Below are 22,266 nucleotides of genomic sequence, written 5' to 3'. Positions count from 1 at the left end.
ACACCGGTCCAGACCGGCATTCCCTCGACACGAACACCGATCCGGCCCCGGACACACCGCCCGCGCTCACACGAGCCGGCGCACTCCGGACCAGCCGCACACACTTGGCGCGGGGTGGAGCAGCCCGGTAGCTCGTCAGGCTCATAACCTGAAGGTCACAGGTTCAAATCCTGTCCCCGCAACCAAATCCCAATACCAAACAACCCGCCACGCTCACATGCGCGGCGGGTTGTTTGGTTTTTAAATACGATCGAAGCAAGCGCGACTCGCCTTTCGCCGAGTCGATGGATGCTCGACTTGGCCCCGCCTGCGCGAGGATCCGGGAAAGACGCCGGATGCTCAATGCCCGGAATTCTCCTGCGCAGCTTGGCCGGCGAGCGGCGCCGGTTCGATCATCGACGCCTGACGGCTGTCCGATCGGCCGCCCTGGAACGGGACGCCCATCCAGCCGCCTGACCAAGCGGCCCCTCACCGAGCCTTTACAAGCGCCTCGACCGTAGGTCGGTAGGATCCGGCGCCGCTCCGGACCCTGCCCCGCTCGCTTGCCCTGAACCGCCTTCACCGGATTCAGCACGCTGGAGTTGCATTTTCCGACGTGAAAGGACGACCGCACATCCGCCCCGCGCTCGCAATCGACGGATGCGCATGAGGACGAAATCTCTATAGCCTGCCCCAAATCATGCCTCCGGCTGTAAAGCGCGGCCTCAACCAGGTCGGAAGGATAAAATAGCCATATCGATTGCGCACAAGCGAAGTTATGGCAGACATTGTTCCTTCAGGTTGAGCGTTCCGGATTATTCATCTTAGGCTATTTGGATGGGTATATCGCCAGTCTGAATTTAAGACTTGACCCATCTTGGAAATGCGATTGTATCGGGCATCCGAATCGCGACGCAGTGCTTGCGTTCTGGCGAGTTTCGTCATCTTGAGAAGGCAACGCACGAGACATGCTTGAGTCGAACGGCGTCCACCTCCGCTTCGTCACGCTCACCTCCGAGATCGTCTCGGCCTATGTGAGCCACAATCACGTGCAGAGCGCGGACCTGCCAGGCCTCCTCAACGATGTGCATGCGGCGATCCGGGGCATCTGCGGCGCCGGCAGCGACACGCCGCCGGTGACCAAGGCGACCCCCCAGGAGATCCGACGCTCGGTGACCCCTGACTTCCTGATCTCGTTCGAGGATGGGAAGCCCTACAAGACCCTGCGCCGCCATCTCACCCTGCGCGGCCTCACCCCCGAGGCGTACCGCGCCAAGTGGGGTCTCGCCCTCGACTACCCGATGACCGCGCAGACCTATTCCGAGCAGCGCTCGCAGCTCGCCCGCTCCCTGGGCCTCGGGCAGCAACGGGTGAAGCCCGCGGAAGCGCCTCCGGAGCCCGACCCGGCCCCTCAACCCGCGGGACGACGCCGGGTGCGCAGCAAAGCGGTCGCCTGATTGCGAAGCGCTTGCGGCGAAGGTGTCGTCGCCCTGCCGCAATCGGCCTCGATAGCGTAGGGCCGCACGGTGCGCCCGCCTGATCGGCCTGGACGGCGCACCCGCCCTGATGCCGGAGCCCTGCATGCTGACCCGCCTCGCCCTGCCTGCCCTCGCCGCCGCCCTGATGGCCACCGGCCCGGCCGCGGCGCAGATGGCGCGCACGGAGGCGCGGGAAGCCCCCCGGGACGGGACGGCCAAGGTCGTGCCCCTCAGCAAGGCCGACGTGCAGCTCTCCTTCGCCCCCGTGGTGAAGCGGGCCGCGCCGTCGGTGGTGAACGTCTACGCCTCCCATGTCGAGAAGCGCGCCAGTGCCCGCTCCAGCGCCATGGAGGAGTTCATGCGCCGCTTCTTCGGTGAGCCGGAGGGCGGTCGCGGCCCCCGGGGCGACCGGGCTCAGAAATCGCTGGGTTCCGGCGTGCTGGTCGATGCCGACGGCCTCGTCATCACCAACAACCACGTCATCGACAACATGAACGAGGTGCGGATCGCGCTGGCGGACCGCCGGGAGTTCGAGGCGACGATCGTGATGCGCGACACCCGCACCGACCTCGCGGTACTCAAGATCAAGGACGTGCCGAAGGGCCTCGTGCCGATGCCGTTCGGCGATGCCGACGCCCTCGAGGTCGGCGATTTCGTGATGGCGATCGGCAACCCGTTCGGCGTCGGCCAGACGGTGACGCAGGGCATCGTCTCGGCCCTGGCGCGGACGCAGGTCGGCTCGGCCGACTATCAGTACTTCATCCAGACGGACGCGGCGATCAACCCGGGCAATTCGGGCGGGGCGCTGGTCGATCTGCGCGGCCATCTGGTGGGCATCAATACCGCGATCTACTCGCAGTCGGGTGGCAGCCACGGCATCGGCTTCGCGATCCCCGTGGGCATGGTCAAGGCGGTCGTCGACGCCGCCCGCGACGGCGCGAGCGTCGTGCGCCGGCCCTGGCTCGGGGCGCGCATCCAGAGCGTCTCCCCCGACATCGCCGACAGCATGGGCCTCGATCACCCGACCGGCGTTCTGGTGGCGAGCCTGCAGGCCAAGAGCCCCGCCGAGGAGGCCGGCCTGAAGCGCGGCGACCTGATCCTCACGGTGGACGGCCAGGAGGTGGCCGACCCGGAGGCCTTCGGCTACCGCTTCGCCCTCAAGGGCGTCCAGGGCCAGGCCCGGTTCGGGATCCTGCGCGGCACGAGCCGCCAGACGGTGGCGATCAAGCTCGCACCGGCGCCGGAGACGCGCCCGCGCGACGTGCTCAAGGTGAAGAATCGCTCGCCGTTCCTGGGCGCGACGCTCGTCAACACCTCGCCGGCGGTGGCCGAGGAGATGCAGGTCGATTTCCAGACGGACGGCGTGGCCGTGCAGGCGGTCGACGAGACCTCCATCGCGGCCCGGGTCGGTCTGCAGAAGGGCGACGTGATCCTCTCGGTCAACGGCGTCCCGGTGCCGACCACCAAGGATCTCGACCGGGTCACCCGCAACAGCCTCAATTCCTGGGAGGTGGCGATCAACCGCAACGGCGAGATCCTGACCTCGGTGTTCGGCGGCTGATCCCGCCCGGGCGGACGGCTCCGTAACCGTGGGCAAGCGCCGGCTCCCGGCTTGCGCCGCCGCCCGCGCCCGGTGTTGATGCGCGGATGTCCGACCTGTTCGCCTCCGCGGAGCCGCCCTCCGCGCCGGATCTAGCCCCCGGCCCCGAGACCGCCCGGCCCCTCGCGGACCGGCCCTTGGCGGACCGGCTGCGCCCGCAGAGCCTCGCGGAGGTCGTCGGCCAGGAGCACCTGACCGGGGAGGGCGGGGCACTCACGCGGCTGCTGCGCGGACGGAGCCTCGGCTCGCTGATCTTCTGGGGACCGCCGGGCACCGGCAAGACCACGGTGGCGCGGCTGCTCGCCCAGGGCACCGACCTGCATTTCGAGCAGATCTCGGCGATCTTTTCCGGCGTGCCCGACCTGCGCAAGGTGTTCGAGGCCGCCCGCAGGCGCCGGGCGAGCGGGCAGGCGACCCTGCTGTTCGTCGACGAGATCCACCGTTTCAACCGGGCGCAGCTCGACGCCTTCCTGCCGGTGATGGAGGACGGCACCGTCACGCTGGTGGGCGCGACCACCGAGAACCCCTCGTTCGAGCTGAACGCCGCGCTCCTGTCCCGCGCCCGGGTGCTGCTGTTCCGGGCGCTCGATCCGGGCGCCATCGCGCGGCTCCTGGTGCGGGCCGAGGCGCTGACCGGGCAGGCCCTGCCGCTCACCGAGGAGGCGCGCGGCGTGCTGGTGCGGATGGCCGACGGGGACGGGCGCGCGGCGCTGACCCTGGCCGAGGAGGTCTGGCGCTCGGCTGGCCCCGGTGAGACCCTCGACGCGGAAGAACTGCAAAAAATCGTGCAGCGCCGGGCGCCGATCTACGACAAGGCGCAGGAGGGCCACTACAACCTGATCTCGGCCCTGCACAAGACCGTGCGCGGCTCGGACCCGGACGCGGCGCTCTACTATCTCTGCCGAATGCTCGATGCCGGCGAGGACCGGCTGTTCATCGCCCGCCGGCTGGTGCGCATGGCGGTGGAGGATATCGGGCTCGCCGACCCGCAAGCGCTGGTGGTCGCCAACGCCGCCAAGGACGCCTTCGACTTCCTCGGCAGCCCCGAGGGCGAGCTGGCGCTGGCCCAGGCGGCGATCTACCTCGCCTGCGCGCCGAAATCGAACGCGGTCTACGAGGCCTACAAGGCCGCGACCCGCCTCGCCAAGGAGGCGGGCTCCCTGGCACCGCCCCGCACCATCCTGAACGCGCCGACCAAGCTGATGAAGCGGATCGGCTACGGCGAGGGCTACCGCTACGACCACGACGAGCCCGACGCCTTCTCGGGGCAGGATTACTGGCCCGACGCCCTGGGACGCCAGCACCTCTACCGGCCCACCGAGCGCGGCTACGAGACCCGGCTCGCCGAGCGCCTCGACCGGTGGGAGGCGCTGCGGAAGGCGCGGCGCGGGGCGGGGTAGGGGGCTTATCCCGCTTCTGGCTGACGGCTCCGGCGCCGTCATTGCGAGCGGAGCGAAGCAATCCAGCAGCCCCACGATTCCTGACGTCGCGCTGCCCTGGGTCACTTCGCTGCGCTCGTGATGACGGCGTGGGCTGCATCAACCGAAGCCGTATCAAAGATCGAGGGGCGCGTTGTCGATCACCTCCTTCATCACGAAGAAGGTCCGGGTCTGGCGCACCCCCGGCAGGCCGATCAGCGTGGCGCTGTGGAGGCGGTTGAAGTCGGCCATGTCGGAGACCCGGATCTTCAGCATGTAGTCGAAGTCGCCGGCCACGAGGTGGCAGTCGAGGAGCACGGGGATCGCCCGCACGGCGGCCTCGAACGCGGAGAAGCTCTCGGGGGTGGAGCGGTCGAGCACCACGCCGACGAAGACCAGGGTGCCGCGCCCGACCCGCATCGGGTCGATCAACGCCCGGACCGCCCGCACGAACCCGTCGGCGAACAGGCGCTGGATCCGGCGATGGCAGGTGGCCGCGCTGGTGCCGACCCGCTCGGCGATCTCGGCATTGGCCATGCGCCCGTCAGCCTGGAGGAGCCGGAGGATCTTCTGGTCGATCCGGTCGAGCCCTTCGGACATGGTGGATTCTTTCAGGAGAGACACGCAATCCGGAATTCTCTGTGGTGAAYGTGCTCGACAGCGCAAGGCTACGCACCTCCGATCTGAAAGATCGAGAGCACCTTTCATGCCGGATCGGGTAGTTTTCCCTGCGCCTCGAAGACGGATCCGAGCCCCGCGCCGGACCGTCCCCGAGGCCTCGCTTCAACGCGTCCGGGCCGGAGGGAGACCGCTCCTGCCCGGGCCGCGCCCCGAGACCCGGAGAGACCCGATGCTGGACAAGTTCGAGCGCTATCCCCTGACCTTCGGCCCGACGCCGATCGAGCCGCTCAAGCGCCTGACCGCGCATCTCGGCGGGGAGGTCGAGCTCTACGCCAAGCGCGAGGATTGCAATTCCGGCCTCGCCTACGGCGGCAACAAGCTGCGCAAGCTCGAGTACATCGTGCCGGACGCGATCAAGAGCGGGGCCGACACGCTGGTGTCGATCGGCGGCGTGCAGTCGAACCACACCCGCATGGTCGCGGCGGTCGCCGCCAAGATCGGGATGAAGTGCCGGCTGATCCAAGAGGCATGGGTGCCCCACGAGGACGCCGTCTACGACCGGGTCGGCAACATCCTCCTGTCGCGGATCATGGGCGCGCAGACGCAGCTCGTGGATGACGGGTTCGACATCGGCATCCGCGATTCGTGGAAGCGGGCGCTCGCCGAGGTCGAGGCCGAGGGCGGCAAGCCCTACGCGATCCCGGCCGGCGCCTCGGTGCACAAGTACGGCGGGCTCGGCTATGTCGGCTTCGCCGAGGAGGTGCGCAGGCAGGAGGCCGAGATGGGCCTGCGCTTCGACTACGTGGTGGTCTGCACGGTCACGGGCTCGACCCATGCCGGCATGCTGGTGGGCTTCTCCGCCGACGGGCGCGCCCGCAACGTCATCGGCATCGACGCCTCCTGCACCCCGGCCCAGACCAAGGCCCAGGTCCTCGACATCGCCCAGAACACCGCCGCCCTGGTCGGCGCGGGCGACATCGTGGCCGACGACGTGGTGCTCAACGAGGATTACGCCTACCCGGTCTACGGCGTGCCCTCCAAGGAGACCGTGGAAGCGATCCGGCTCTCGGCCCGGCTCGAGGGGATGATCACCGACCCGGTCTACGAGGGGAAGTCGATGCAGGGCATGATCGACCTCGTGAAGAAGGGCTTCTTCCCGAAGGGCTCGAAGGTGCTCTACGCCCATCTCGGCGGCGCGCCGGCGCTGAACGGCTACAGCTACACGTTCCGCAACGGCTGATACCGTTACCGGTCGATGCCTTCGGCACTGCCGTCCTTGCGAGCGGAGCGAAGCAATCCAGACGGCGCCACGCTTCCCGACGTGGCGTGAGCCTGGGTCACTTCGCTGCGCTCGTGATGACGGAGTGGGGCACCTCGACCGAAGCGTTCGAGCGAAGCTGTGTGAGGCGGAGCGGCCAGATCCCTCACCTGCCTTCGGCCATCTCATCCTGATGTGCCGTGCAGCAGCCTCGAAGGGGGCTCCGGAAGTCTCGCGATCCCTGGAGCTCCTCCGAGGCCCGCTGGCGCGGGCATCTCAGGATGCGGCGATCGGACGGGGCCAGCGACTCCGGCGCGCGGTCCCCTATATGGCCGCGCGGGACACGCACCATAGAGAGCAGGGATGATCGCACCGGCACGCGCGCTGCTCCTGGCCACCCTGCTCGCCCTCGGAGGCCCGGCCGCCTGGGCCGCCTCGGGGCCGGCCGTGGAGGCCGAGAACGGGATGGTGGTCTCGTCCCAGCGCCTCGCCTCGCAGGTGGGCGCCGACATCCTGAGGGCCGGCGGCAACGCCGTCGACGCCGCGGTGGCGGTGGCCTACGCCGAGGCGGTGGTGAACCCGTGCTGCGGCAATCTCGGCGGCGGCGGCTTCCTGGTGCTCCACAACGCCGACGGGCGCAGCCGCTTCGTCAATTTCCGCGAGATTGCCCCGGCGGCCGCCACCCGGGACATGTATCTCGACGCCGCCGGCACCGTCGTGAAGGGCGCTAGCCTGCGCGGCTGGAAGGCGGCCGGCGTGCCCGGAACCGTGCTCGGCCTCAACACCACGCTCGCCGAATACGGGACCCTGCCGCTGGCGCAGGTGATGGCGCCGGCGATCGCGCTCGCCCGCGACGGGTTCGTGCTGACCCGGGGCGACACCGACATCCTCGCATCCGGCACCAAGCTGTTCGCCGCCCAGGCAAACGTCGCCCGGATCTTCCTGCGCCCGGACGGCAGCCCCTGGCGGCCCGGGGACCGGCTGGTCCAGGCCGACCTCGCCCGCACCCTCCAGGCCATCGCCGACCGCGGCGCGGATGCGTTCTACAGGGGCGCGATCCCGGACGCCGTGGAGGCGGCCTCGCGCGCGGGCGGCGGCCTGCTGACGGCGGCCGACTTCGCCGCCTACACGGTGACGCAATCCGAGCCGCTCACCTGCCGCTACCGGGGCGCCACCATCCTGTCGGCGCCCCCGCCCTCGTCCGGCGGCACCACGCTCTGCGAGATCCTCAACATCCTGGACGGCTACGACCTGCGGGCCGCCGGGTTCAACGCGGCCCGGACCGTGCACCTGATGGTCGAGGCGATGCGGCGCGCCTACGCGGACCGCAACCTGCTGCTCGGCGACCCGGCCTTCGTGGAAAACCCGGTCGAGCGGCTCCTGTCGCCGGCCTACGCGGAGACGCTCCGGGCCTCGATCCGTCCGGACCGGGCGACCCCGTCGGCGGAGATCCGTCCGGATCCCGGCCAGGCGACGGGGGAGCGGCCCGAGACCACCCATATCTCGGTGATGGACAAGGCCGGCAACGCGGCCTCGCTGACCTACACGATCAACGGCTATTTCGGCGCCGGGGTGATCGCCGGCGACACGGGGTTCTTCCTGAACGACGAGATGGACGACTTCACGGTCAAGACCGGGGTGCCGAACCTGTTCGGCCTCGTGCAGGGGACGAAGAACGCGATCGCGCCCGGCAAGCGCCCGCTCTCGTCGATGGCCCCCACCATCGTCCTGCGCGACGGCAAGGTGGCGCTGGTGGCGGGCTCGCCGGGGGGGTCGCGGATCATCACGATCACCGCGCAGACGCTGATCAACATGCTGGATTTCGGCATGGAGCCGCAGGAGGCGGTGGACGCCCCGCGCATCCACCACCAGTGGCTGCCCGACACGGTCTATGCCGAGCCCTTCGCGCTCTCGGCCGACACGCAGGCGATCCTGCGCGCCATGGGCCACACGATCGTGGAGCAGAAACCCTGGGGCGCGCAGGAACTCATCGCGGTGCGCGCCGCCGCCCCGGCCGGGCCGGAGACGGCCTCCTCGGGCAACGACGCCTCGCGCACCGGGCGGATGCGCCCGGGGCTGCTCTACGGTGCCAACGACAACCGGCGGCCGGCGGGCGCGGCCGTGGGGGACTAGGGCGCGGCCGGTCCCATCGGAACAAACTCGTCACGCCGGACCCGCGAGGCGGCGCCCGGCATGACACGCTGGACGCTCAGCCCTCTCAGGCCTCCCGGGCCACCGCCCGGAACCCGATGTCGCGGCGGCAAAAACCCTCCGGCCAGTCGATCCGGGCCACCGCCGCGTAGGCGCGGGCCTGGGCGTCGGTGACGCTGTCGCCGAGCGCCGTGACCGCGAGGACCCGGCCGCCATCGGCGAGGAGCTGACCGCCCTCGGCGCGGGTGCCGGCCTGGAACACGTGGACGCCGTCGCCCTCGGCCCCATCGACGCCCCGGATCACCGAGCCCCGGACCACGGCCCCCGGATAGCCCGCCGCCGCCATCACCACGGTAAGGGCGGCCCGGTGGGCGTCGAATTCCAGGGTCACCCCGGAGAGATCCCCCTCGGTGGCCGACAGCAGGGCCGGCACGAGGTCGGAGGCAAGGCGCGGCATCAGCACCTGCGCCTCGGGGTCGCCGAACCGGGTGTTGTACTCGATGAGCTTCGGCCCGTCGGCGGTGAGCATCAGGCCGGCATACAGGATGCCGGTGAACGGGCAGCCCCGCGCCCGCATGCCGGCCAGCGTCGGCGCGATGATCTCGGCCATGACCCGGGCCTCGATCTCCGGGGTGACCACCCGGGCCGGGGAATAGGCGCCCATGCCGCCGGTGTTGGGGCCGCGGTCGCCGTCGAACACGCGCTTGTGGTCCTGCGCAGTGCCGAGCGGGATGGCCCGCGTGCCGTCGCACAGCGCGAAGAAGCTCGCTTCCTCGCCGAACAGGCATTCCTCGACCACGACCTCGGCGCCGGGCTCGGCGAACAGGGCGGTCAGCGCGTCCTCGGCCTGGTCGACGGTCTCGGCCACCGTGACGCCCTTGCCGGCCGCGAGCCCGTCGGCCTTCACGACGATCGGGGCGCCCTGCCGGCGGACATAGGCCAGCGCCGGGTCGAGGGCCGTGAAGCGCGCGAAGGCTGCGGTGGGGATGCCGCAGGCGGCGCAGAGATCCTTGGTGAAGCCCTTGGAGCCCTCGAGCCGGGCGGCGTCGCGGGTCGGCCCGAAGGCGCGGATCCCGGCGGCCTTCAGGTCGTCCACGAGCCCGGCGACCAGGGGCGCCTCGGGCCCGACCACCACGAGGCCGATCGACTCCGCGGCGCAGAAGGCGGCCACGGCCGCGTGGTCCGTGACGGAGAGGTCCGGACGGTTCGTCCCGTGGCGGGCGGTGCCGGGATTGCCCGGCGCCGTGAACAGGCGGGTGCAGAGGGGGCTCTGGGCCAGTCGCCAGGCCAGGGCGTGCTCGCGGCCGCCGGAGCCGATCAGCAGGATGTTCATGTGCACGCCACCATGAGCCCAGCTTCTGGGGTAAGCGTGCCGGCGGGAAAAGGTTTTTTTCGGGCTTTCCCCGCTCTGCGCGGATATCCCGCCCGTTCAGCAGCCGATGCAGACGCCCGTGCTGACGCCGCCGCCGCGCCGCACGACCCCGTGACGGCCGATATGGCGCCCCCCACGGCCCCCCCGGTAGGGCAGGGAGGGTCCGAGGTCCTGGTACTGGACGTTGCGCTGGATCGTCTGATTCAGGGTATTGAAGTCGGTGACCCGCTGCTGGTTGAAGGTCCGAAGCTGACCCTGCAGGGCGAACGAGGCGTTGGCGGCGTTCGGGTCGTTCTGCTGCACCTGCGCCGAGGCGGCGCCCGCCGGGAGGGCGAGCGCCAGGGCGAGGAGCGCGCGGGACGCGGCGCGCATGGGTCTCTCCGTGCGGTGTTCGAGGAACCTTCCGACTCGACGCGCCAGGATCGGTCCGGGTTCCGGGCCGCGTCAACCCGGCCCGACATCGTCCGCGAAGGTGCGGCCATCCTGGTCGATGGCGGTGATCCGGGCGCGGCCCGCGATCATGTAGGCCCACTCGGCCTCCTTGTGCCAGTGCATCTCGCGGACCGCGCCGGCCTTGAGCCGCATGTTGACCCCGGCCATGGCCTTCGAGACCGGCAGCTCGCGGATCGTCGTCTGGCGTGCCCAGCCACCCGTCTCCAGACGCATGTGGCTGTCGGCGAAGGACCATTTTAGGTTCGGCATCGTGCCATGGTCGGTGGCGGGCGGCGCCAGGGTGAAGGGCTCCTCGGCGGCCCGGGGACGGTTCTGCGGCCCCAGGATGTCGGCTCCCTTGATGTCGGCGCCCTTGTTGCCGCGCTCGGGGAGGGGCGGGGCCGGTCCGGCGGATTGCGCCGCGGCCGGGGACGCCACCATCGCGCCGCCGGCGGCGATGAGGGCGCGCCTGGAGATCTCGGTCATCGGGTCTCGGTCCCTGCTGTGTCGCAGGGTAACCGGACGGCGGACGGGTGGATCCGCGATCGGGGCGCATCGTGCAGTGCGGCATCTCGCCCGGAACCGGCTTTCGGCCTATATATTGAATGCACGACCTGACGCGTCCCGACCGGGCGGCGGGCGCCATTGCGGCGCATGATGCGCGACCCGAGGGCGAGGATGGCGAACCGGCACAGTTCAGCCGCAGGAAGAGCCGGCAGCGCCGCGTCCCACGGGCGCCTGTGGATCGCCCTGCTGGCCCTGGCGGGCGTGGGCTTCCTCGGCTACCGCCACTGGCCGGAGCAGTCCCGGGCGGCGAGCCCACCGCGCTCCGCCCCGGCCAAGCCGCCCTCCGTGCGCGTCGCCAAGGCCGAGCGGGCCACAGGCCCCCTGAGCCTCACCCAGACCGGCACCACCCAGGCCTTCGACGCGGCGAGCCTCTACCCGCGGGCGACCGGCTACATCGTGGAGCGCAAGGTCGATATCGGCTCGCACGTGAAGACGGGCGACCTGCTGTTCCGGATCAGCGCCCCCGACCTCGACCAGCAGCTCGTCCAGGCGCAGTCGCAGGTCCTGCAGCTCCAGGCGGCGCTGATCCAGGCGCGCGCGATGGTCGACCAGGCCGAGGCCAACCGGCACCTCGCCGACGTGACCAACCGACGGACCTCGACGCTTGCCGGCACCGGTGTCGAGACCCGGCAGAACGCCGACACGTCCCAGGCCGGGGTGCTGGCCCAGACCGCCAATGTCGACGCCGCCAGGGCCGCCGTGAAGGTGGCCGAGGCCAACATCGCCGCCCAGGAGGCGCAGGTCGCGCGCCTGAAGGTGCTGACCGGCTTCGAGGAGATCCGCGCGCCCTTCGACGGGGTCGTGACCACCCGCAACAACGATGTCGGCGACGCGGTCACGGCGGACACGAACACCGGCGCGCCGCTCCTCACCCTGGCGCGGGACGACGTCCTGCGCATGGCGGTGAACGTGCCGCTCTACGCCGCCGACGGCGTCCGCGACGGGCTCGACGCCAAGGTCGAGGTCGCGCAGATCCCCGGAAAGGTCTTCCCCGGGACGGTCTCGCGCTCCTCGACGACGCTGCTCTCCGCCGCCCGGACCCTGGTCACGCAGGTCGACATCCCCAACCCGGACGGCGCCCTGCGGGCGGGGCTCTACATCACCCTGACGCTGGAGATTCCGCGGGTCGCGCCCGCCGTGACGGTGCCGAACGACGCCCTGATCTTCGACCAGAACGGGACCCGCGTGGCGGCGGTCGAACCGGCCGGGGACGGGAGCGGGGTGGTGCGGATGCGCCCGGTCACCATCTTCCGGCAGACCCGGACGCTGCTGGAGCTGCGCACCGGCCTGAACGGCGGCGAGCGCGTCGTCGTGGGTCCTCCGGCCTCCCTGCGCGACGGCGACAGGGTCACCCTGCCTCCGGAGGACAGGGCAGGGGCGTGAGCGCCGCCGCGGGACGCGGCGCCAGCCGTCCGGTGCGGGGCAGACCCGTGCGGCCGCCCCACCCATGCGGCCCGTGTCCAGCCCTGGCACAGCTCCGTCGGCGATAAGCCGCAGGACCCGCGGCGTCCGCCGCGACAGGCTGGCTCAGGAAGCGGATACGACCGCCGTGGCACTCGGAACGATAGCGCTGTCGATCGCGCTGCTCGGCCTCGCCCTCGCGCTCTTCGGGCTGAAGCTGACCCTTGCAGGCGGGTCCTGGTTCTACGTCGCCCTGGGCGCGGGCGTGTTCGCCTCCGGCGTTCAGCTGGCCCGGCGCCGCCGGAGCGGATTGTGGATCTACGCCCTGGTCCTGGCGGCCGCCTTCGCCTGGACGATCGGCGAGGTCGGGTTCGACAAGTGGCAATGGATCCCGCGCGGCGCCCTGATCCTGCTCGTCGGCGCGGTTCTCTGCCTGCCCTTCGTCGTGCGGCGCCTGCGCGACGCGCCCGGGCGGCCCTGGGTACCGAGCCCCGGAAACGGCCCGCTCCTCCTTCGGGCCATCGTCCTGCTCATCGCGGCCGCGAGTGCCGCGGCCTGGTTCGTCGATCCGGTCGAGATCCGCGGCAGCCTGCCGAAGACCGCGGAGGCGGGATCCGCCGCCGTGGATCCGAGCGGCGTTGCCTATCCGGCCGACGACTGGGTCGCCTATGGCGGCACCAATCTCGGCCAGCGCTACTCGGCGCTCACGGACATCACCACCGGCACTGTCCGGGGCCTCGCGGTGGCCTGGGAGCATCACACGGGCGACCTGCGCAGCGACGGACGGACGGATTCGAAGGAGTTCACCTTTGAGGCCACGCCGATCAAGGTGAACGGGCTGCTCTATTTCTGCACCCCGCACAACATCGTCCAGGCCCTGGAGCCCGAGACCGGCCGGCTGGTCTGGTCCTTCGATCCGAAGATGGCGCGGGACGGCCAGTACCAGCACCAGACCTGCCGGGGCGTGTCCTACAACGACTCGGCCGCTTACGCGTCGCCGCCGGGGACCGATCCCGCCACGGCCGCCGCCGTCGCGACGGCGATCGCCGAATGCCCGCGCCGGATCATCGCGTCCTCGGTCGACGCACGGCTCTACGCGTTGAACGCCGAGACCGGCGCCCTGTGCAGGACCTTCGGGCCGGACGGGTTCGTCGACCTCACGGCACAGATGCCGAACCTCCGGCGCGCGGCCTATCAGCAGACCTCGGCGCCGCTGGTGACACGGAACCTCATCGTCCTCGGCAGCGCGATCGCCGACAATTACTACGCGGAGAATCCGTCGGGCGTGATCCGCGCCTTCGACGTGCGCACCGGCGCGATCGTCTGGAAGTTCGACGCCGGCAAGCCCGACGAGACCGCGCCGCTACAGCCGGGGGCGCTCTACGAGCCCAACTCGGCGGTGGCCTGGACGCAGTTCTCGGCCGACGAGGCCCTGGGGCTGGTCTACGTGCCGTTCGGCAACCGGGCGCCCGATCAGGTCGGCGTGTCCCGGTCTCAGGCGGACGAGGCCCTGGTCGACGCCCTGGCGGCTTTGGACCTGCAGACCGGCAAGCTGGCCTGGGCGTTCCGGACCACCCATCACGACCTGTGGGACCGCGATAATCCGTCCCAGCCGGTGCTCCTGACCCTACCGCGGGGCGACCGGGGCGACGGTCCGGTGCCGGCGATCCTGATCCCCACCAAGGTCGGCAACGTCTGGATTCTCGATCGCCGCACCGGCGACCCGATCCGGCCGATCTCTCAGGTGGCGGTCTCCACCCGGACCGACATCCCGGGGGAGACACCGTCCCCAGTCCAGCCGATGGCGTCCCTCCGCTTCACGCCGGCGCCGCTGACGGAGGCCGACATGTGGGGCGTCACGCCCTTCGACCAGATCCAGTGCCGCCTCGCCTTCCGGTCGAACCGCTACGACGGCAACCCGTTCACGCCGCCCCAGGCGTCGGAAGGCGCGATCATCTGGCCGGGCAACATCGGTGTGTTCAACTGGGGCTCGGTGGCCGTCGATCCGGTCCATCACTGGATGATCGCGACGCCGCAATACCTGCCCTACATCTACCGCCTGCTCCCCCGACCGGCGAGCGAGCCCGAGCGGCGCCTCGTCAGCGTCGATCCGGATTCCACCCCGGGCAACGAGAATCTCGGCGGCCCCTACGCGGTGTCCATCGCGCATATGCGTTCCGCCCTCGGCGTCCCGTGCAACGCGCCGCCCTGGGGCGTGCGGGTCGGCGTGAACCTCGCGGACGGCACCACCGCCTGGAAGCACCGCAACGGCACCGTCGCGGGGCAGAGGATCGGCGGTCTCGCGGTCCCAATCCCGTTCGAGATGGGCATGCTGGCCCATGGCGGCACCCTGGCCACGGCCGGCGGCGTCGCGTTCACGGCCGCCACCCTCGACGACCGCATCCGCGGCTACGACATGCAGACCGGGGCGGTCCTGTGGTCCAGGCCGCTGCCGGCCGGCGGTCAGGCCACCCCGATGACCTATCGCGGCAAGGATGGCCGGCAATACGTCGTGATCGCGGCGGGCGGGCACGGCTCGCTCGGGACCACGCCGGGCGATTCGGTCATCGCCTTCCGGCTCGAGTAAGCCGGCGCGCCCGTCGCGACGCCGGGACCGGCCTGCAGGGCCGGCGGGCGCCCCCCCGGCCTTCCGAGGCGGCGCGCCGTTCAGCCCGCCAGCCGCGCCCGCGCGTCGATGCGGGCGAGGCGGCCCAGCAGGTATTCGACCTCGGCCTTCGCCTGCGGGGTCAGCGCCTGGGACGGCTTGCGTTGCGCGTCGGATGAAAAGATCCCCCGGCGCATGAACACGTACTTGCGCACCGCGAGGCCCAGCGGCCCCTGCTGCTGCTCGTAGCGGAGATAGGGGAGGTGGGCGTCGAACAGGTCGTGGGCGGCCTCGCGCTCGCCGGCCCGGCCGAGGCGGACCACGTCGACCAGCATCTCCGGGAAGGCGTAGCCGGTATTGGCCCCGTCGGCGCCGCGCTCGGTCTCGAAATCGAGGAACAGGCCGCCATTGCCCACGAGGATGCTGATGTGGCGCATGGAGCCGTCGCGCTCGAAGCCGCGCAGCGTCGAGATCTTCTCGAGTCCCGGCCAGTCCTCGTGCTTAAGCATCACGCAGGAAGGGTTCTCGGACACGATCCGGCGGATCACCCCGGTGGTCATCTGGACCGAGAAGGTGAGGGGATAATCCTGAAGCACGAAGGGCACGTCCGTCCCGATCGCCTCCACGGCGTTGCGGTAGTAGCCGACCACCTGGTCGTCGGTGCGCAGCGTGTTGGGCGGCGCGATCATCACGCCGGCCGCACCCAGTTCCATCACCTCCCGGGCGAGCGACCGCATGGCCGCGAAGCCCGGCGCCGTGACGCCGACGATCACCGGCAGCCGGGTGCGCCCGAGGACGCGCTTGGCCACCGCGATTCCCTCCGCGTGGTCGAGCTTGCCGGCCTCGCCGAGCTGACCGAGGATTGTCAGGCCGTCGACGCCGGCCGACCCGAAGAAATCGGTCATCCGGTCCAGGGAATCCTCGTCGATCCGGCCGTCCGGATGGAACGGCGTCGGCGCGATCGGGACGACGCCGCCGATGTCGCTGGTGAGGGGCATGCCGGTCTCCGCGCTGCTGCGGCGGCCGCCGGCCGCCAGGTGGCATGCCCCATACTAAAAAATCCCGGGCGACGCGACGCGCCCGGGACGGGATCGGACCGCGTTCGGCGCGTGCGAGCGACCCGTTGGCTCAGCCCAGCAGCTTGTCGAGGGTGATCGGCATCGCGCGGACCCGCACGCCGGTGGCGTGCCAGACCGCGTTGGCGATGGCGCCCACCGTGCCGGTGATGCCGATCTCGCCGACCCCCTTCACGCCGAGATTGTTCACCACCGCGTCGTCCTCGTGGACCAGGATCGCCTCCAGGGCCGGAATGTCGGCGTTCACCGGCACGTGATACTCGGCGAGGTTGTCGTTGAGGAAGCGGCCGGTGCGCGGATCCATCTCGGCCCGCTCGTGGAGGGCGAAGGACAGGCCCCAGATCATCCCGCCGTAATACTGGCTCTGGACGAGGCGCGGGTTGATCACCCGGCCGGCCGCGAAGGCGCCGGTGAGGCGGCTCACCCGGATCTGGCCGAGATCGGGATCGACCTTCACCTCGGCGAAGACCGCGCCGTGGGCGTGCATGGCGTAGGAGGCCTGCGCGGCCGGGTCGGCGCCAGCCTTGCCCTGGCCCTCGATGCTGGACCGGCCGGCCCGCCGGAGGATGTCGGTGAACGACTCGCTCCGGCCCGAATCGTCGCGCCGGGTCAGGTGACCGCCCGCGGCGGTCACGCCGGCATTGCCCGCCCCGTAGAGCGGCGAGGCGGGGTCGTTGGTGGCGAGCTCCGCGAGTTGCCGGATCACGTCGCCGGCCGCCGCGTGGACCGCGCCGCCCGCCGTGGCGGTGTGGCCCGAGCCGCCCGCGATGCCGGCATTCGGCAGGTCGGAGGACCCCATCCGGAAGGTGAGGGCGTCCATCCCGATCCCCAGCCCGTCGGCGGCGATCTGGGCCAGCGCCGTCCAGGCACCCTGGCCCATGTCGATCGCCCCGAGTTCCACCGTGCCGGTGCCGTCGGCGCGGATCTCGGCCCGGGCCAGCCCCTCGAAGATCAGCGCCGGGAAGGTCGCGGTCCCCATGCCGGTGCCGACCAGGAACCCATCCCTGTCCCGCGTCTGGCGGGGCTGCAGCGGGCGCCCGGCCCAGCCGAAGGCCTCCGCGCCGCGCCGGTAGCATTCCCGCAGGGCCTTGGAGGAGAAGGGCTTTCCGGTGATCGGCTCGACCTCGGCGTAGTTGGCGAGCCGGAAGTCCAGCGGGTCCATGCCGAGTTCGTGGGCCATCTCGTCCAGCGCGCTCTCCAGGGCGACGCTGCCGGTGGCCTCGCCGGGCGCCCGCATGAACAGCGGCGTGCCGGTGTCGAGGCGCACCGCCTCATGCCGGATGGCGATGGCCGGGCTCGCGTAGAGGGTGCTGGTCGCCCGGCCCGCCGGCTCGAAGAAGTCGTCGAAGCTCGACGAGGCGGTGCGGATGTGGTGGTCGAGGGCGGTCAGCTTGCCGGACGCGTCGGCGCCGAGCCGGATCGTCTGCCGGGTCGGCCCGCGATGGCCCATCGGGCCGTACATCTGGGTGCGGGTCGGAACCAGCTTCACCGGTCGGCCGACGAGCTTGGCCGCCATGCAGGCGAGCACCTGGGGCCCGGCCGGCACGCCCTTCGAGCCGAAGCCGCCGCCGAGATAGGGGCTGTCGATGTGGATGTCGTCGGGGCGGATGCCGAACAGGCCGGCGAGCCGCCCCTGCGACATGGCGAGCGCCTGGGTCGGCATGAGCAGCGTCAGCCGGTCCCCGTCCCAGCTGGCCACCGCCGCGTGCGGCTCCATCGCGTTGTGGTACTGGGCCGGCGTCTCGTAGGTGGCAGCGATCGTCCTGGATGCGGCCGCGAGCCCGGCCTCGACGTCGCCCTCGGTCTCCACCGGTGGCGCGCCGACGCCGACCGAATCCGGCGTGAAGGCCTCACCGGAATCGAGGCCGATCCGCGGCGTCTCGGCCGCGTAGGTCGGGGCGAGCAGCCGGGCGCCTTCGGTCGCCGCCTCCAGGGTCTCGGCGATCACCACCGCGATGGGCTGGTTGGCGTAGCGGACCCGGTCGTTCTGCAGGAGGTCGAGGCGGAACGTGAACGGCCCGTCCTTGGCGTCCGGGTCCTTGGCGAGCGCCGGGGCATGGCCCGGCCGCATCACCGCGACGACACCCGGATGGGCCTCGGCAGCGGCCACGTCGAGGCCGGTGACGCGGCCCTTCGCGATCCGGGCGACGCAGAGCGCCGCGTGGAGAGTCCCGGGGGGCAGGTTGTCGGCGGAGAAGCGGGCCTGACCGGTCACCTTGAGGGGACCGTCGCGCCGGGTCAGGGGCTGGCCCATGCTGGAGCCGTGCCGGACCGCGCCGGCGGGGAGGTTCGAGGCGGGCGTGTTCGATGGCGTGGAGGTCGCGGTCATGCGGGTCTCCTCAGAGGGTTCCGGTTGAAGCCTTCGGTTGCGGTGACCCGCTCCGTCATCACGAGCGGAGCGAAGTGACCCAGGGCAGCGCGACATCGGGCATCGTAGCGCCGCCTGGGTTGCTTCGCTCCGCTCGCAAAGACGGCGCCGGAGCTGCCGACCGGGGGCAGGGTCAGACGATGCCGAACGGGGAGGCGGGGAGCGCCGGGATCCGGGCGGGCGTCCCGGCGGCGGCCAGGGTCAGCGCACGGACCGCCACCCGCCGGGCGAGCTCGATCTTGAAGGCGTTGACTTCGCCGGTGGGCTTGGCGCCGGCGAGCGCGGCGTCGGCGGCCTTCGCGTAGGCCTCGGGGGCGGGCGCCTGTCCGGCGAGCGCCGCCTCGGCCTCCGCCACCCGCCAGGGCTTGAGCGCCAGCCCGCCGAAGGCGAGCCGCGCCCGGCCGATCCGGCCTCCCTCGAGGGTCAGGGCGGCGGCCGCCGACACCACCGCGAAGGCGTAGGAGGTGCGGTCGCGGACCTTGAGGTAGCGGGCATGGGCTCGGAAGTCGGCGCCCTCCGGGGGCAGCCGCAGGGCGGTGATCAACTCGCCGGGCCGCAGGTCGGTCTCCCGCTCCGGATGGTCGCCGGGCAGGTGGTGGAAGGCCGTGAGCGGCACCGTTCGGTCACCGTCCGGCCCGGCGATCTCCACCACCGCGTCGAGGGCGGCGAGCGGCACGCAGAAATCGGACGGGTGGGTTGCGATGCAGTGCGCGCTCCAGCCCTGGACCGCGTGGATGCGGGTGGCGTGCCCCAGGGCCGCGCAGCCGGAGCCGGGCGCGCGCTTGTTGCAGGGCGAGACCGCGTCGGTGAAGTACGGGCAGCGGGTGCGCTGCATCAGGTTGCCGCCGACCGTGGCGGCGTTGCGCAGCTGCGCCGAGGCGCCCGCCAGCAGGGCCTCGGCCACCATCGGGTAGGCCTTGGCGAAGGCGGGGTCGTGGGCGAGGTCGCTGTTGCGCACCAGGGCGCCGACCCGTGTGGCCCCGTCCGGCAGCCGCTCGATAGCCGAGAGGCCGGGCAGGCGGGTGATGTCGACGACCCGTTCCGGGGTGGCGACGCCGCCCTTCATCAGGTCGACCAGGTTGGTCCCGGCGGCGAGATAGGCCGTGCCCGGCTGCCGCCCGGCCGCCACGGCCTCCGGCACGCTCGCGGGGCGGATGTAGTCGAAGGTCCTCACGCCGCGTCCTCCCGCTGCTCCGAGGTCCGGGCAGCCGCGTCCTGCACGGCGTCCAAGATGCCCGCATAGGCGCCGCAGCGGCAGAGGTTGCCGCTCATGCCCTCGCGGATGCGTTCGGGATCGGTGCCGGCCTGCCCCTCGCGGATCAGCCCCACGGCGCTCATGATCTGGCCGGGGGTGCAGAAGCCGCACTGGAAGCCGTCATGGGCGATGAAGGCCGCCTGGACGGGATGGAGCCGGTCGCCCTCGGCCAGCCCCTCGATGGTCAGGATCTCGGCGCCGTCGAGGCTCGCGGCCAGCGTCAGGCAGCTGTTGATGCGCCGCCCGTCCACCAGAACCGTGCAGGCGCCGCACTGGCCGCGGTCGCAGCCCTTCTTGGCACCGGTCAGGCCGAGGCGCTCGCGCAGGAGGTCGAGGAGGGTGACGCGTGGATCGTCGAGGGCGATCTCGCGCGGCTGCCCGTTCAGGGTGAGCCTGAGGGGAATGGTCATGCGGGGGTCCCGGCTTGAAGGCTGGAACCGTTACAGATAGCCGCCGCCCGGCCCTCGGCGAGGCCTCAACCGGGAGGCGATGTGCGCAAGCTCACGGTCCGTGCCGGTTGCGCGGTTATGCTGACTTGACCGTCACTTCCGAAGTCGACTTCAGCACCGTCTTGCCCTTGGTGGTCTTGATCTCCACGGCCGGCTCCGCCTTTGAGGCCGCGCGCTTCACGGTGTTGCCCTTGATGGTCTTCTCGACGTCCTGGGTGTGGACCTTGGTCACCTCGCCCGAGACGCTGCCCTTGCCCCACTTGTAGGTGACATCGTCCCCGGTCTTCACCTTCGCCTTGGCGGTCATGCGCGTCTCCCTCGTGGATGCGGGAACAAGCGGGCCGGGGCAGGGGCGTTCCCGGGTGTCCACGGCCGGGATGCCGCAGGCACGCGGCCAGACCGCTTGGCTATCGGCCTCCTGTCACGGAGACGCGCGGTCGCCTTTCAGCAGGCCAGACGGCGACGGCGCGCCTTCGCAGCCGTCGCGACGCGCCTGACCGTTTCAGGCGCCCAGTCGACGGCTGAGGACCAGGCCCTCAGCGGCCGACCGCCCCCCGCAGGGCCGCGACCATCGTCTCGACCGCCGCCTGCGCGGTTTCGCCGAGGTCGATCTGGGTCGCGCCGGCGGTCACGAGGCCGCGCCCTTCCAGCTCCTGGACGCCCTCCGAATCCGCCTCGTGGCCCGCGCCGTCCCGGCGGATCACCGCGGTGACCTTCTCGCCGCTGACGAGGCGGTGATAGGCCGCGAAGGCGAGGATCGAGAGAGCCTTGTCGGAGAGTGCGTTCACGTCGTCGGCCATGATGGTTGTCCTCGCGCACCGGTCCCGGGTCGGGTTCGACGGACGAACGCCCTGCGGGGGCGACGGCTCCGGCGGCCGCCAGGGGTGCGACGACGGGTGCGACCGTCGCGGCGGCCGCGCGTCGCCCGAGCCCCGCCTTTTTGCTACTCTGCCGCCCGCATGATGCCGAACACCGACCAGACCGAAGTGGAACCCAGCCCCGAGATGGCCGGTGGACCGGAACCCCACGACCTCGACTATCGCCTGCGCCAGCAGGCGATCCTGTCGGAGTTCGGCGTCGAGGCCCTCCGCGGCACCGATGTCGACCACCTGCTGCAGCGGGCGGCGGAGCTGTGCGCCGAGGGCATGGGCGCCGAGTTCTGCAAGGCCCTGGAATACCGGCGCGGTGCGGACACGCTGCTGGTGCGGGCCGGCGTCGGCTGGGGGCCGGACGTGATCGGGAAGGCCCGGGTCGGGGCCGACCTCGCCTCCCCGGCGGGCTTCGCCCTCAAGACCGGCCGGCCGGTGATCTCGAACCACCTCGCCGATGAGACCCGGTTCCGCACGCCGCAGCTCATGGCCGACCACGGCATCCGCCGGGCGATCAACGTGCTGATCGAGAACCGGGACGGGGCCTTCGGGGTGCTGGAGGTGGACGACACCCGCGAGGGCATGTTCGCGGAGGCCGACATCGCGTTCATGCAGGGCTTCGCCAACCTGCTCGGCGGCGCCATCGAGCGCCAGCGCACCGAGAGCCTGCTGCGCGCGGCGCTGGCCCGCCAGGACCTGCTCGCCCGGGAGATGAGCCACCGGGTCAAGAACAGCCTCGCCATCGTGGCGAGCCTGCTCGCCCTCCAGGCCCGCGCCGCCGAGGAGCCCGCCGTGCAGGCGGCCCTGACGGACGCGCGCAGCCGGGTCGAGGCGATCGCGGGCGTCCACGACCAGCTCTGGCGGGAGGGTGACGGGACGGCCGATGACGGGGAGGGGGTCCCGGGCGAAATCGACCTCGCGCCCTTCCTGGAGAAGCTGGTGGCCAACCTCGACAGCGGCGCGCCGGGCCTGCGTCTCGCCTGTACGGCCTGCCCGCAGCGGATCTCGGCCGACCGGGCGATCCCGATCGGCCTCCTCGTCAACGAACTCGTGACCAATGCGCTGAAATACGCCTACCCGCCCGCGACCCACCCGGAGGGGGGCGAGATCCGGGTCCGGGCCGAACGCCAGCTCGACACCCTCGTGGTCGAGGTGGCCGACGACGGGGTCGGGCTGCCGGCGGGGTTCGAGATCGGCCGCGTCTCGAAGAGCCTCGGCATGCGGGTGATCGGCAGCCTGACGCGCCAGCTCGGCGGCAGCCTGACGACGCCCGCCCCCGGGCGGGGCGCCTGCTTCCGGCTGGACGTGCCGATGACCCAATGAACGCCTGCGCGGCGCGGCACGCGCCGCGGCCGGGACTGGACAAA

Annotated in this window: 17 protein-coding genes, 1 tRNA gene and 1 pseudogene; 9 read left to right on the top strand and 10 right to left on the bottom strand. The window is 71.5% G+C overall.

Annotation, left to right across the window (positions count from 1 at the left end):
- Positions 1-108: 108 nt before the first annotated feature.
- The 4 genes from ACXJKQ_RS19395 (at position 109) to ACXJKQ_RS19380 (ending at position 4,457) form a co-directional block, all read left to right on the top strand.
- Positions 109-185: transfer RNA gene (locus ACXJKQ_RS19395), tRNA-Met, on the top strand.
- A 762-nt stretch (positions 186-947) separates the two neighbouring features.
- Positions 948-1,436 (top strand): MucR family transcriptional regulator, encoded by a 489-nt coding sequence (locus tag ACXJKQ_RS19390; protein WP_457107352.1) that lies wholly within the window; start codon positions 948-950, stop codon positions 1,434-1,436.
- 124 nt (positions 1,437-1,560) lie between these two features.
- Positions 1,561-3,018, top strand: coding sequence for a Do family serine endopeptidase (locus ACXJKQ_RS19385; protein ID WP_457107351.1), 1,458 nt, complete (start codon positions 1,561-1,563; stop codon positions 3,016-3,018).
- 86 nt (positions 3,019-3,104) lie between these two features.
- The gene (locus ACXJKQ_RS19380) at positions 3,105-4,457 is read left to right on the top strand and encodes a replication-associated recombination protein A (RefSeq protein ID WP_457107350.1); all 1,353 of its coding nucleotides are present in this window, start codon (positions 3,105-3,107) and stop codon (positions 4,455-4,457) included.
- Between the two features lie 153 nt (positions 4,458-4,610).
- Here the strand turns inward: ACXJKQ_RS19380 and ACXJKQ_RS19375 are convergent, their stop codons facing one another.
- The gene (locus ACXJKQ_RS19375; RefSeq protein WP_457107349.1) at positions 4,611-5,075 is read right to left on the bottom strand and encodes an Lrp/AsnC family transcriptional regulator; all 465 of its coding nucleotides are present in this window, start codon (positions 5,073-5,075) and stop codon (positions 4,611-4,613) included.
- Positions 5,076-5,325: 250 nt separating this feature from the next.
- Between ACXJKQ_RS19375 and ACXJKQ_RS19370 the strand changes: the two genes are divergently transcribed.
- The gene (locus tag ACXJKQ_RS19370; RefSeq protein WP_331318870.1) at positions 5,326-6,336 is read left to right on the top strand and encodes a 1-aminocyclopropane-1-carboxylate deaminase; all 1,011 of its coding nucleotides are present in this window, start codon (positions 5,326-5,328) and stop codon (positions 6,334-6,336) included.
- Between the two features lie 381 nt (positions 6,337-6,717).
- Positions 6,718-8,487, top strand: a complete 1,770-nt coding sequence (ggt, locus tag ACXJKQ_RS19365; protein ID WP_457107348.1) for a gamma-glutamyltransferase — start codon at positions 6,718-6,720, stop codon at positions 8,485-8,487.
- Between the two features lie 85 nt (positions 8,488-8,572).
- Here ggt and purD read toward each other — a convergent pair whose 3' ends face one another.
- The 3 genes and pseudogenes from purD to ACXJKQ_RS19350 form a co-directional block, all read right to left on the bottom strand.
- Positions 8,573-9,838: a phosphoribosylamine--glycine ligase gene (purD, locus tag ACXJKQ_RS19360; RefSeq protein ID WP_457107347.1), complete on the bottom strand. Its 1,266-nt coding sequence runs from the start codon at positions 9,836-9,838 to the stop codon at positions 8,573-8,575.
- Between the two features lie 96 nt (positions 9,839-9,934).
- Positions 9,935-10,249, bottom strand: coding sequence for a hypothetical protein (locus tag ACXJKQ_RS19355; protein ID WP_457107346.1), 315 nt, complete (start codon positions 10,247-10,249; stop codon positions 9,935-9,937).
- A gap of 75 nt (positions 10,250-10,324) precedes the next feature.
- A pseudogene (locus ACXJKQ_RS19350) lies at positions 10,325-10,795 on the bottom strand (cupin domain-containing protein); the annotation flags it as partial.
- Positions 10,796-10,987: 192 nt separating this feature from the next.
- Between ACXJKQ_RS19350 and ACXJKQ_RS19345 the strand changes: the two are divergent.
- Positions 10,988-12,259: an efflux RND transporter periplasmic adaptor subunit gene (locus ACXJKQ_RS19345; protein ID WP_457107345.1), complete on the top strand. Its 1,272-nt coding sequence runs from the start codon at positions 10,988-10,990 to the stop codon at positions 12,257-12,259.
- Positions 12,260-12,425: 166 nt separating this feature from the next.
- Positions 12,426-14,864, top strand: a complete 2,439-nt coding sequence (locus tag ACXJKQ_RS19340) for a membrane-bound PQQ-dependent dehydrogenase, glucose/quinate/shikimate family (RefSeq protein WP_457107344.1) — start codon at positions 12,426-12,428, stop codon at positions 14,862-14,864.
- Between the two features lie 80 nt (positions 14,865-14,944).
- On the opposite strand, the gene ACXJKQ_RS19335 is transcribed toward ACXJKQ_RS19340, so the two are convergent.
- From ACXJKQ_RS19335 to ACXJKQ_RS19310, 6 genes are all read right to left on the bottom strand, one after another.
- Entirely contained in the window at positions 14,945-15,880 is a 936-nt protein-coding gene (locus tag ACXJKQ_RS19335) for a dihydrodipicolinate synthase family protein (RefSeq protein WP_457107343.1), read from the bottom strand.
- A 130-nt stretch (positions 15,881-16,010) separates the two neighbouring features.
- Complete coding sequence (locus ACXJKQ_RS19330; protein ID WP_457107342.1) at positions 16,011-18,287, bottom strand: xanthine dehydrogenase family protein molybdopterin-binding subunit; 2,277 nt, start codon at positions 18,285-18,287, stop codon at positions 16,011-16,013.
- 172 nt (positions 18,288-18,459) lie between these two features.
- Positions 18,460-19,500, bottom strand: a complete 1,041-nt coding sequence (locus tag ACXJKQ_RS19325) for an FAD binding domain-containing protein (RefSeq protein ID WP_457107341.1) — start codon at positions 19,498-19,500, stop codon at positions 18,460-18,462.
- On the bottom strand, positions 19,497-19,991 hold the full coding sequence (locus ACXJKQ_RS19320) for a (2Fe-2S)-binding protein (RefSeq protein ID WP_042673359.1): 495 nt from the start codon (positions 19,989-19,991) through the stop codon (positions 19,497-19,499). The genes ACXJKQ_RS19325 and ACXJKQ_RS19320 overlap by 4 nt, the downstream gene beginning before the upstream one ends.
- A 115-nt stretch (positions 19,992-20,106) precedes the next feature.
- Positions 20,107-20,337, bottom strand: a complete 231-nt coding sequence (locus ACXJKQ_RS19315) for a DUF2945 domain-containing protein (protein ID WP_457107340.1) — start codon at positions 20,335-20,337, stop codon at positions 20,107-20,109.
- Between the two features lie 229 nt (positions 20,338-20,566).
- Positions 20,567-20,830: a hypothetical protein gene (locus ACXJKQ_RS19310; RefSeq protein ID WP_457107339.1), complete on the bottom strand. Its 264-nt coding sequence runs from the start codon at positions 20,828-20,830 to the stop codon at positions 20,567-20,569.
- A 162-nt stretch (positions 20,831-20,992) separates the two neighbouring features.
- Here ACXJKQ_RS19310 and ACXJKQ_RS19305 point away from each other — a divergent pair, with 162 nt between their 5' ends.
- Complete coding sequence (locus ACXJKQ_RS19305) at positions 20,993-22,222, top strand: sensor histidine kinase (RefSeq protein WP_457107354.1); 1,230 nt, start codon at positions 20,993-20,995, stop codon at positions 22,220-22,222.
- The last annotated feature ends 44 nt before the right edge of the window (positions 22,223-22,266 follow it).

The organism is Methylobacterium sp. P5_C11 (assembly GCF_054049775.1).
This window is presented reverse-complemented; position numbering and strand designations above follow the sequence as displayed.